The 11,800-nt window shown below is 40.0% G+C and carries 8 protein-coding genes; 4 read left to right on the top strand and 4 right to left on the bottom strand.

Annotated elements, in window-relative coordinates; genetic code table 11:
* Positions 1-176 precede the first annotated feature (176 nt).
* Positions 177-1,880 carry a tetratricopeptide repeat protein gene (locus AACZ87_RS01645; protein WP_339864212.1) on the bottom strand — a complete coding sequence of 568 codons (1,704 nt, stop codon included), beginning with the start codon at positions 1,878-1,880 and terminating at the stop codon, positions 177-179.
* 407 nt (positions 1,881-2,287) lie between these two features.
* Here AACZ87_RS01645 and AACZ87_RS01640 point away from each other — a divergent pair, with 407 nt between their 5' ends.
* The 4 genes from AACZ87_RS01640 to AACZ87_RS01625 all read left to right on the top strand — a co-directional run bounded on the left by AACZ87_RS01640 (position 2,288) and on the right by AACZ87_RS01625 (position 8,829).
* Complete coding sequence (locus AACZ87_RS01640) at positions 2,288-3,280, top strand: nucleoside hydrolase (RefSeq protein WP_339864210.1); 993 nt, start codon at positions 2,288-2,290, stop codon at positions 3,278-3,280.
* Positions 3,281-3,348: 68 nt separating this feature from the next.
* A complete protein-coding gene (locus AACZ87_RS01635; RefSeq protein ID WP_339864208.1) occupies positions 3,349-4,050 on the top strand; it encodes a DUF2064 domain-containing protein in 702 nt (233 codons plus the stop codon).
* Between the two features lie 106 nt (positions 4,051-4,156).
* Positions 4,157-7,378, top strand: coding sequence for a SusC/RagA family TonB-linked outer membrane protein (locus AACZ87_RS01630; protein ID WP_339864206.1), 3,222 nt, complete (start codon positions 4,157-4,159; stop codon positions 7,376-7,378).
* 2 nt (positions 7,379-7,380) lie between these two features.
* Entirely contained in the window at positions 7,381-8,829 is a 1,449-nt protein-coding gene (locus tag AACZ87_RS01625; RefSeq protein ID WP_339864204.1) for a SusD/RagB family nutrient-binding outer membrane lipoprotein, read from the top strand.
* A gap of 231 nt (positions 8,830-9,060) precedes the next feature.
* On the opposite strand, the gene AACZ87_RS01620 is transcribed toward AACZ87_RS01625, so the two are convergent.
* From AACZ87_RS01620 to AACZ87_RS01610, 3 genes are all read right to left on the bottom strand, one after another.
* Positions 9,061-9,360: a hypothetical protein gene (locus tag AACZ87_RS01620; protein ID WP_339864202.1), complete on the bottom strand. Its 300-nt coding sequence runs from the start codon at positions 9,358-9,360 to the stop codon at positions 9,061-9,063.
* A 31-nt stretch (positions 9,361-9,391) separates the two neighbouring features.
* Positions 9,392-10,093: a hypothetical protein gene (locus tag AACZ87_RS01615; protein WP_339864200.1), complete on the bottom strand. Its 702-nt coding sequence runs from the start codon at positions 10,091-10,093 to the stop codon at positions 9,392-9,394.
* Positions 10,094-10,298: 205 nt separating this feature from the next.
* Positions 10,299-11,795, bottom strand: a complete 1,497-nt coding sequence (locus AACZ87_RS01610) for a sodium:solute symporter (protein WP_339864198.1) — start codon at positions 11,793-11,795, stop codon at positions 10,299-10,301.
* Between the last annotated feature and the right edge of the window lie 5 nt (positions 11,796-11,800).

Raw genomic sequence — 11,800 nt, 5'->3', positions numbered from 1 at the left:
TAAAAACGAAAGACCAAAGCCACGGCAGACAGCAATAAAAAAATTGCTCCCCAAAAGAAAATGGTACGTTTCGAAATTTGCCTCATAGTGAAAAATCTATGTCAAACATAGCTTGAGGCTGCTAAAAAGGGGGTTGTAAAGCGTTACAAAAGCGTTACATCGTCCAAAAAGTGGTCTTACAGCTCTGAAAAGAGCTCATTATGAATTTGACTTGGTTGAAAATCTTTGTCCAATTCCAGCTTCTTGCGCAACCTATGCCAGGTCACTCTAAGTGAAGAAGGTGAAATGCCCAAGGCATGAGCTATCTCAATGTTCTGCAATTTTAATTTGAGCAAAAGCAGGTATCTCATTTCTGCAGGAGAAATGTTGAAACTTAAGGATTGCAAATTTTCAATCAAGCCAGGGAAAATTTTATTGAATTGAATCTGGAAATTTCCCCAATCCTCTTCGGTTAGGATCGTACTTGCTTTCAGATTTAAAAGAATTTCCGTTTGCTCATCAGAAGGCTCCGAGTCTTCTATCGAGCTAATTATTTTGGAATTGCTATGAATCTTATTGGTATAGCTTTTCAGGAGATTTTTGGCATTATCCAAATCCTGTTGGGCCTGCTTCAGCTTCATTTCATTCAGATTCCTCTGCACCTGGTTCTTTTGTTGCTGAGAATGATTGATGATTAAGCCAGCTATCACCACCAGCAGCAAACCTCCAATGATAGAATTTCTTACGATCCTGTTTCTTCTAGCTTCATCACTTAATTTCTGTATTGCCTGCTCCTTTTGACTCGCTTTGATAGTTTGATCTGCTCGCATCAATTGGAGAGCACTGAATTTCTCATTGTATCTTTTATTGAAAACAAGCGAAGAATCCAGATATTCCTGAGCTTTTTGAGCGTTACTCATCGCCGTTTCCCATTTGCTCATCACGGGGTATAAGTGTCGAAATCTATCTGTCTGGCCAGTTAGTTCTATATAGTCAGTAGACTTGTCTATAAACTCCTTAGCCAATTTAAGTTGGTCTTTTTGTATATAAATGTCAGCTAGAGGAATGCAGGATTGGGCAGCCAAACCAAAATCTTTGTAGGTTTCAGCAATCTCTACATCGCTCATCAAAAAAGGTATGGCCTCATCAAACTCCCCTTTCAGGTAATGATTATAGCCAATATTTCCCGAAGCTATTCCAACCCATTGTTCGGAAGTTTCCGCAGCATGAACCAATAATCTATTGAATGCAATATCGGAGCTATCCAACTGACCGAGCTGCCTGTAGCTATACCCCATATTATTCATGGAATGTCGCCATGCATTAATATAAATATCCTTTACCGGGAAATCAGTGACACGCTTGAAATAGGAAATTGCTTTCTTATAATCTCCAAAATAACGGTAATCACTTCCTATTCCTGTAAGAAAAATCGCTTTCTCGGGAAACTCGTCAATGGACACTTCCTTCATCAATTCATCCAAATGAAGGTGCCAGAAAAGCGTCTTTTCATAGTCTTTGGCATACCAATAGGATTTGGAAATAGCTTCGGCAGCCCTACAGGCGAAGTAGATATTGCCATTTTTCTCCTGTTCCTTTTGAAAAGCAATCATGCGGTCCGCATTTCGATATTCCACCAATAGCTCATAGCTCAGCTCCAAAAAGTCCGCTTCCATCTGCAGAACCTCATCCTTTTCCAGAATAGCAAGCTTTTTCATTCCTGCCAGTGTATCCTCAAAGATTGGCCTGGCTACTTTTGCCTCTATGATATCATCGTAAAGATCACTTAAAGCTTCTGTCTGCTCCCAGTGTGATTTATGAAGCAATCGAGAATATTGGGCATTCGCAAAATTGATAGAAAAAACAAATGAAAGGAAACACCCGAAAACAATCTTTGCCATTAAAAAAGTAGCTTTAGTAGAGTAAATTATAGCATACTTATAAAAATAGCGGAGATAAAAGATTTACAACTATTATTTAAAGAAAATCTTAAAACTCACTAGATTCTTTACATTCTTCGCTACAGAAATCATTTAAATTAAAACACCATTGATGCATCAAGTTCTATGAGTAGCTTCGTAAAAGCTTTTCTCACCCAGTTCTAAATGTCATCTCAAAGACAGAAAGCAATTTTAATTTCACTTACTAATCCAAAGTATTTCTAAACTCGTAAATCAGGATAAATAAGCTCATAGAATATTTGTTTCACAGCTTTTATACCTGACCCCACCTTGAATTACACATCATGCGATTAACCTTCAGTTATTCCCTCCTTTTTATATTTCTGATCCTCAGTTCATTGACTAAGATGACTGAGACAAGAGAAAAAACTCCACTTGAATCAGTCTCTGCAACAACGAGTGCTACTGAAGTTGAGGAAGCTGTCAAACGACCTATCTGGATAGATACTGATTTGGCAGTGGGAATGAAAAGGTATTCCCGACCGGGGTTCTCTGATGTGGACGATGGATATGCTGTCTTGCAACTGATGAAATCCGACAAAGTAGAAATCGTAGGGATCAGCGCTGTTTTTGGAAATACACGAATCGATGATGCCTATCGAATTAGTAATTACATGAATGAGGAATTTGCTTCAAGCAAAATCCCGGTATATAAAGGCGCTGGAGAAGCTATTAACCTAAGCAAAATTGAAACGAACGAAGCGGTAGAAGCTTTGGCAGTTGCACTCAGAAAGCAAAAAATGAGGATTATGGCTGTAGGTCCTGCAACAAATGTGGGACTTTTACTTTTGCTTTATCCAGAACTTAGCTCCCAAATCGAGGAAGTTGTGCTGGTAGCTGGTAGAAGAAAGCACACAGACTACTTCTCTATAGGAAACCAAGGGAATCAGGCAAAGGATCTGAATTTTGATTTGGACAATGATGCATTTCGAATCATGTTTGAAAATAAGGTTCCGGTTACGCTTTGTCCTTTTGAAATCTCAAATCTAGTTTGGGTAAAGGAACAGGACTTAAATGCACTGGCTAAAGCAGATAAAGGATCTCAGTGGCTCGCTGAAAATTCCCGTCCATGGTTAGCGCAGTGGATTAGTCAGGGTGCAGATGGATTCAATCCTTTCGATGTTTTGGCGAGTCATTATATGATCAGTCCAGAAGACATCATTTCCGAACCTTTGAATGCCAGACTAGAAATTCACATTGATGACACCATTAAGGGAAACGAAAAAGATACTTTCAAGCAATACCTTATTTGTGATAAGGGAGAGGGATATCCTATCAAATACTGTTATCAAGTAGTACCTGAATTCCATCAGAAATTGATTGCAAGCTTTGTCGAATAAGTTAGAAAACCATCAAAACCATTTTAGCAGATATTAGTCTTCAAAGAGTAATAGTTAATTAAGAACAGATGCAACACTCATCCAAAACAGCCCTGATGGTTTATGCCATCTGTCCGAAAATTCAGGCAGGAAAAAAAGCTGTATTTGGAAAAGCTCATTTCAGAAAATCACTGGAACTTTTTGCAAGACTCCAGGAGAACACCGAAGAAATTGCAGCTCAGTCCGGATTGCCTACTTTCTGGATTTTCGATCATGAGCAAGAGGGAAAGACGTTTGGTGAGCGCTATGCAAAAGCATTTGATTCGCTTTTCAAAGAAGGATTTGATCAAGTAATTTCAATAGGAAATGATATCCCAGGATTGGATTCTTCGCACATTTTACGAGCGAAGGAAGAATTCCTAAATTCTGAAACTATTCTAGGACCTGCAGAAGATGGAGGCAATTATTTGATTGCACTTTCACGAAAAGGCTTTGACAAGAATTCATTTGCCGATCTACCTTGGAATAGTGACAGCTTACATCATGCCCTGAAATCTTGGTCTTGCGCTAAAAATGACCATGTTTCCCAATTAGAATACCTGATTGATATCGATGATTTTGATTCGCTTGCTAGGTTCAAAGAATATTCGGAATCCACAGATTTCACTCAATTTATACTTCAGCTTATCAGATCTATTTTAGCTTATTCACAAGCTAAAAAGACATTTTTCAAAGAGGTTTTCATCTCAAAAGACAACCCACTGAGGGCACCGCCCGCTTTTCTCAGCTAATCACCTAGCTCTACTTTCTGCTTTTACTTTTCTTTTATCGACAGCACACCGATGTTTTTCATCGGATAAATGCTTGTCGAGCGGATTTATTTTGAACAATCATTAAATGAAATTCATCTATACCACACTATTACTCTTTGTCTGCTTTCTCTCTTACGGGCAGAACAATGTCTACCAAGGAACCATCCAAGATCAAAATGGATTGGCAATTCCCGGTGCAACTATCGCAGAACTCGGAACCAAAAACGTAGCTATCTCTGATGTAGATGGCAAGTTCAGGATCAGTTCTGAGGCCAAAAATCTAAGCCTGAGAATTAGTTTTGTAGGCTTTCAAACCACAACTGTCGAGATCATCAATGGTCAGTTCAACAGCAAGATCATCCTCGAAGATTCCACAGAAGACCTGAGTGAATTTGTAGTTACTGCTTTGGGAATCAGTCGTGAAAAGCAATCCCTTTCTTCTGCCGTCACCACAATTGGCAGCAGAGAATTAAGCGACGTGCCTCAGACTAATTTAATCAATGCCCTTTCGGGTCAAATCGCAGGTGTTCAAGTCACAAATGGATCCTCTGGTGTTGGCTCTTCATCTAGAATTGTGATCCGTGGAGAGAATTCAATCTCTGGAAATAACCAAGCTTTGGTTGTAGTCGATGGCGTTCCTATCAGCAATGAGCAAATCACATCAGCCTTGTTCAACGATGGAGCGAATATTCAGGAAGTTGATTTTGGAAATGGCGCTGCAGATCTCAATCCAGATGACATTGAGTCTGTGACCATTTTGAAAGGACCCGGTTCAGCAGCACTTTATGGAGCTAGAGCAGCAAATGGGGTGGTGCTTATCACTACTAAAAAAGGAACAATGAAACCGGGGATTGGAGTATCTACCAGTAGCTTATTGACTTTTGATGGATTGCTTACGCTTCCTGATTATCAAAATGTTTATGGCGGGGGATCAAATGGAAAATACAGTTTCCAAAATGGAATCGGTGCGGGTGTGAATGATGGCGGGATTTCCAGCTATGGTCCCAAATTGGACCAGGGAGAATTGATTGCCCAGTTTGACTCTCCTTCTGTGGATATCAATGGCAATCCAGTACGTGGTGGAGACGTGATTAGCAGAACTTTTCCAAACGGAACTTTCACTGAGATCACCCCTACTCCTTGGGTTTCAAACCCAGATAATGTGCGTGATTTCTACCGAACAGGCGTCACTTCTCAAAACAACATTTCCATCAATGCGGGAAATGAAAAAGGTGGAGCTAGACTTTCCTACAGCAATCTGAGAAATGAAGGTATTCTTCCCAATACAGATTTGAAGCGGGATGGTCTTGCGATCAGTCTGAATCAGCAGTTGGTTGACAAACTACGGGTTGACCTCTTTGCAAACTATGTGAACTCAAGAAGTAATAACCGCCCAAATCTGGGATACGGTTATGAAAACGTACAATATGGTTTCAACTGGACTGGAAGACAAACCAACATAGCCTCCCTTAGGGACTATTGGCAAGCTGGTCAAAAAGGCATCCAGCATTATGATTTCAATTACCTCTGGCTGACCAATCCTTACCTGACGCTCTTTGAAAACACTAATAGTTTCAACAAAAATAGGGTTTTGGGGAATCTCGCACTGACTTATGATTTTACAGACAAGTTGAGTTTGAGAGTACGATCTGGGATGGATACTTACGGCGATCTTAGGAAGTTTAAGCGCGCATTTAGTACCAATAGAAGAGTCTATGGAGGATATAGAGAAGATCAGGTGAAATTCTCCGAGCGGAATACTGACATCCTTTTGACCTATGCTGACGCAGTGAATTCAAGAGTTTCCTACTCTGTTTCAGCTGGCGCAAATCGTTTGGACCAAAAAATAAATTACTCCTACACAGAAGCTTATCAACTGGCCCTCCCAGGAATCTATACACTTGAAAACTCCAGAGTGCCGTTACGAGGAAGCAGCCAGATCTTCGAAAAGCGAATCAATTCAGTTTATGCTTTTGGAAATATCAGTTTGAACTCCTCCCTATTTTTGGATTTGACGCTGAGAAATGACTGGAGCAGCACCTTACCAGAAGGCAATAATTCCTTTGCATACTATTCAGCTGGTTTCAGTTATGCTTTCTCAAATAGTCTCAAACTCTCAGAAACAATATCCAGCGCAATTCTTCGATTCAACGTCGCCAGCGTGGGGAATGACACTGATCCATATCAGCTGAACAACAGTTTTCAGTTTAACCAAAACTATGGATCATTTACCCGCGTGACCAATGGAACGGTATTGAATAACCCGGACCTCAAACCCGAAAGGCTTACCTCATTGGAAGCCGGATTTGAGATTGGATTATGGAAAGACAGAGTACTTGCAGATGTTTCAGTTTATCAAAACACTAGCATTGACCAGATCATCGGAAGACCGATTTCTACTTCTTCAGGATTTAGCAATATCATCGAGAACGGTGGTGAAGTTCAAACAAGAGGATTGGAAGCAAGTCTGAAATCTCTGATGATTCAAAAAGGAAATTTTAGCTGGAACATAGGATTGAATTTTACAAAATATATCTCCAAAGTAACCCAACTTCCTGAGGGAGTAGATCAATACGTAACTGGTGAAGCTAGCGTTTTTGCAGGTTCGGGTGGTTCCAATTCTGTTTTTTACATCGCGAAAAAAGGCGGAAGAATTGGAGACATGTATGGCTCTGGATTTAAGGAATTTGAAGGTCAAATCATTTATGGTGCAAATGGTTTACCTATCCAAGATGGGCAGTTGAGATTATTGGGAAACTATAATCCTGATTTTTTCATGGGATTGAGCAATCAGTTTAGATATAAAGGTGTAGAACTGAGTTTTGTATTTGACTGGAGACAAGGCGGAACAGTAGTTTCGAGAACAAAAGCTTTGGGAAGTACTTCCGGTGTGCTGAAAGAGACCTTGAACGGACGAGAAAATGGTGTGGTCGGTGAAGGACTTATGAATGTAGGAACTGCTGAAAATCCTCAGTATGTCACCAACACCACTTCGGTACCCGCCAGCACTTTCTACAACAACTTCTACGACAGAGGAAATGAGGCAAGTGCTTTATATGATGCTTCATACTTAAAATTAAGGCAGCTGAGTATTTATTATGATTTGCCATTTCAGTGGGTGAATCAAATTGGCTTCCAAAACGCACGAATCGGATTTGTAGGATCCAACCTTTTACTCTTCACAGAAAATCCTCATTTCGATCCAGAATTAAATGCCTTGCAAGGCAGAAACATCACTTATGGTGTTGAAGATATGTCCTATCCATCTACCAGAAGCTTTGGCTTTAGCATCAAAACAGAATTTTAATCATGAGGAAGCTAACTAAATTATATACCGCTGCGGCTGTCCTAACGCTACTTTTTACTTTTGGATGTACTGAAGGTTTTGAGGAAATCAATACAAATCCTAATTCCCCAGAATCCATTGGACCGCAGTTTCTTTTGTCCAATGTGATCTCAGTGGCTGCGAATGAAAACACCTACACGCAGGGATTTAGGCTATCAAATTACCTCACCCAGTTTGCAGCAAGTGTGGAATTTGAGCGAATTGATCGCTACGAAATGGGTAGCAACGCACAATATTGGAATGGAACCTACAGACTCTTGAATGATATAGAATCTATCCAAACCAATGCTGCTAGCAACGAAGCCTACAATGCAGTTGCGGATATTATGAAAGCCTATCTTTTTTCGCAGCTGACAGATATGTGGGGAGATGTGCCCTATTCTGAAGCTTTAGGAGCCAAAGCTGGAGTATATAATCCCGCCTATGATACTCAGGAAAAGATTTATCTAGATCCTGAAATTGGAATTTTGGCTTTGCTTAGAAAATCATCTGCTACGCTTAAAAACACCAGTTCCAGTATCCAAGGCGACATGATGTTTGGCAACAACTTGGAGAAATGGCGAAGGTTTGCGAATTCCTTGCGGGTACGATACATCCTCAGAATCTCAAAAAGAATCACTGACTTCTCAGAACTGCAGGCTCTGGTATCCGAAAATGACTTGATGCTAAGTAATTTGGACAATGCAGTAGTGACTTATTTGGCTTCAGCTCCTAATCAGTGGCCCATGTCGCAGGCGGCCTTAGGCTTATATCAAGAGCATAGAATGACGTATACGGTGGACTCCGTGTTGAAGGCTTGGAATGATCCGCGCCAAATGACACTCTACAAACCAACTCAACAAAGCGTCACTGCTGGAAACCCGCAATTCAAAGGCTTACAAAATGGATTGAACAGGGAAACTATCAATGAGCAAGGCATCAATCTGAATGATATTTCTCTGTTCGGGTCAATATTCCGAGATGTACCAAATGGTGTTGACGGTCAGTTTATGCAATATGCGGAGCTCCAGTTTGCTTTGGCAGAAGCGGCCAGCCGAGGATATATTTCTGGAGAAGCTTCCGCTTATTACAAAAAAGGAATCAGTGCCAGTTTTGAGTATTTTAAGACTTCCCTCCCGGCAGACTATTTCAGCAGACCAACTATTGTTTTGGACGGATCGGATGACCTGACTAAGATTCTCACTCAAAAATGGCTTTCACTGATCAATAATGGTCATGAAGCTTGGTTCAACATCAGAAGAACGGGGATCCCGGCTTTGACTCCAGGTCCAGACAATCTAAATGATGACAAGTACCCTGTAAGGTATTTGTATCCAGAATCAGAGCAGGCAGTCAATAACTCCAACTACCAAGATGCCGCCAGCAGAATGGGGGGAGATAACATCAATAGTAAAGTTTGGTGGGAGAAGTAAAAAGAAACTAAACCTGCAAATAGTAAAAAAGGCTAGACTGAATTAACTCAATCTAGCCTTTTTTGTCGATTATAAAATTAGACACAAATGATCTACTACAATTCAAAAAGTCTATTAGGATAAAAAAGTGAGATTGTCCGTAGTTACATTACTTTGCATTTTTACAGAACTCTCTTAATCCAATTTTTTCTGTAGACAATTGGTTTTGAATCAAAAAACCTGCTTAATAAATCAAATCTTAGGTTTTGCCAATCGCTTTTCAACCACCACCTCATCATCAAAGCTCCCAGCGTTGAACTTGCTGCCACTTCTCAATATCAGGTAACCTCCAGTTATTCCTAGAGCTACCCTAAGCGCCACATTTCGATTTGTCAGTGCAAGTGACAGAACATAGGAACCTGCAATAAATGAGGTTAAACCTTCAGAAAAATGAGTAATTCTTCTAAGTCCTGTTGCAACTGTGTTTATTTCATATTTCATAACATCCTTTTTTTTCAAGTTAAAAACATTCAGTTCTTCTTTGAAATTCAACACATTGAAGAACTGATAAAGCTACTTCTAATCAGGCAATTCCCTTTGACAATTGATTTAAAGTAGTTGAGTTTTCATTAGGAAAAATCTCGGCACTCACACCTTTTGCATGAAAGAGACTTCTCAAAGTTCTTTCATAAAATTTGGTATTTGTTTCCCACAAATTCCCTTCTTCCTTATCGATCTCTAAGCACTCAATATTCTTAAGAAACTGGGAGGAAATCAGTTTAGTAATCCATTCAAAATCTATCGGTCTAATCTTTCCCAGTTTTACCTTTTTGCCTAAGTATTTTGCCCAGGTAGTTGTAAAAACCACATCGTCGGAAAATATATTCTCTACAGAATCTTGTTTTTTACGATCGGAAGGGTTTCTCCATAATTCAACCACTGAGAAGTACTTGCCATGCTTCAGGATAAAATGCTCAACTATTTCGGGCAAGGCCTGTTTCGGGCAGATAGACATTCCGTCGGTTTTTGAAAAGTTGTCAAAACAAAGCTCAAGTTCAAAACTTTGTGCTAAAGTAGGGATTAGCCAATCGTACCATTTACTCCCCTTTTTTGTGTTAAATTCTGCACAGTCTATCCCTATTCTTAAAGTCTCAAACCCGTAAGACTTCAGCTTCTCTATTTCGAGATTTACTTCTCTTCTATTTCTTGCAGTGAACCAAATGATCTCATTAGCTACAGGCTCTAGATAATAACCATCTTGTTTTGGAATTGAATTGATTTTCATTGGAGCAAAATTTTGGGATTAAGAATTTTCAGAGCTGACCATAGAAAGGACTGCTCCTACTAATTACTTATTCAAAAAAGTTACCAAATCAAAAAGCTACCTTCTACGTCAGGAAATGGCTTCACATAAATCTCACTGCAAAAATCAGTGACTAATTTTACTCAATTTGTGGAGAAATTGCATGTGCTTTCAATAGGCAAACCCATCATAAACTATCTTCTTGTTTTGCAAAAAAACCAGTAAGCAGAAATCCAAGAATAAAAATAGTTAGTGTCCCCATTACAATTGTCAGATTAGTATGAAGGGTATTTTCAAAGCCTTCCAAACTAGTTCCTTTGAATAAAATCCCTGAAAGACTCATCCATCCAATAACCAAAACACCGCACAACACGCCGATTGCTGCTGCTTTGCTAGAGGCCTTTTTTACTACAAAACCCAGTAAAAACAAGCCTAAAATCCCACCACTAAAAATCGACGAAAGCGCCCACCAAGCTTCTAAGGCACTTGTCACTCCATTAAACGCTAAAGCAACCACGATACTGAGACCACCCATCACGAATGAGCTGACTAAAAGCACGCGCATGGATTGCTTCTCAGTGGCGTTTTTGTAAATGTATTTGCGATAATGATCTGAAAGAAAGACCGTCGCTGAGCTATTGATACTCGTAGAAACAGTGCTCATACCTGCTGCAAAAATCGAAGCAATCAATATGCCTGTCACCCCCGTCGGAAGCCCCGATACAATGAAATATGGAAATACCTTATCGGCATTCTCAGCCAGCTTCAACTCCGCTGGCAGAAGCTCTGGAAAAGCTTGGTAATAGGAAAAAAGAGCAGTTCCAATAAAGAAAAACAACAAGGAAACTGGCACATAAAGTAAGCTTCCCAACCAAGTGGATTTCACTGCTTCCTTCTCTGATTTGGCGCTGATATAGCGCTGAATGTAACTTTGATCTATCCCAAAATTCTGCAGGTTAATAAAGAGCCCATAGATCAAAATCATCCAAAACGTTGATTCTACGAAATTGAATTTGAAGCTTCCCAAACTGAATTTATTTGCTTCGGCAGCGATAGTAATCACTTCTCCAGGTCCATTTGGCATAGAAAACAAGATCACTACAAGACACAGCAAAGCGCCTCCAATCAAGACTATCCCTTGAATAGCATCTGTCCAGATCACTGCTTCGATCCCACCTAGCATGGCATAAACCATCACGCTAATTCCTGTACAGATGATAATAATAGGGATGCTCCATCCGAATAAAGCATTCATCGGCAAAGCCAGCAAGTACATGATTGCTCCCATTCTTGCCAGCTGAGTCAATAAGTAACAAATGGAAGCATAAACTCTAGCCCAGGAACCAAAACGCGTTTCTAGGTAATAATAAGCGGATTCGCTTTGGAGATTTCTATAAAGGGGGACAAAATACTTGACCGCTATCCAAGCTGCGAAAGGAATAGAAAGGCTAAATACAAAGCCATTCCAATTGGATAAAAAAGCATTCCCGGGAAGTGCCAAGAAACTTATACTGCTCACAAACGTGGCGAATATTGACATTCCAATCGCCCAACTTGGAAGCCGGCCACCGCCAGTTGTGTATTCCAAAGCCGTCCGTTTACGAAATGAAAAGGAGATTCCAAACCCAACAATAGCAGCCATGTAAACAAGAAAAACTAGTAAATCTATTAAAGGTAAATCCATATGTT

This window comes from uncultured Algoriphagus sp., from assembly GCF_963974365.1.
GTDB lineage: Bacteria > Bacteroidota > Bacteroidia > Cytophagales > Cyclobacteriaceae > Algoriphagus.
Note: the sequence above shows the minus strand (reverse complement) of the source record. Positions and strands in the feature narration are given on the sequence as shown.

Coding starts and splice junctions, on each gene's coding strand:
- AACZ87_RS01645 (WP_339864212.1), bottom strand. CDS start 1,880: ATGGCAAAGATTGTTTTCGGGTGTTTCCTTTCATTTGTTTTTTCTATC.
- AACZ87_RS01640 (WP_339864210.1), top strand. CDS start 2,288: ATGACTGAGACAAGAGAAAAAACTCCACTTGAATCAGTCTCTGCAACA.
- AACZ87_RS01635 (WP_339864208.1), top strand. CDS start 3,349: ATGCAACACTCATCCAAAACAGCCCTGATGGTTTATGCCATCTGTCCG.
- AACZ87_RS01630 (WP_339864206.1), top strand. CDS start 4,157: ATGAAATTCATCTATACCACACTATTACTCTTTGTCTGCTTTCTCTCT.
- AACZ87_RS01625 (WP_339864204.1), top strand. CDS start 7,381: ATGAGGAAGCTAACTAAATTATATACCGCTGCGGCTGTCCTAACGCTA.
- AACZ87_RS01615 (WP_339864200.1), bottom strand. CDS start 10,093: ATGAAAATCAATTCAATTCCAAAACAAGATGGTTATTATCTAGAGCCT.
- AACZ87_RS01610 (WP_339864198.1), bottom strand. CDS start 11,795: ATGGATTTACCTTTAATAGATTTACTAGTTTTTCTTGTTTACATGGCT.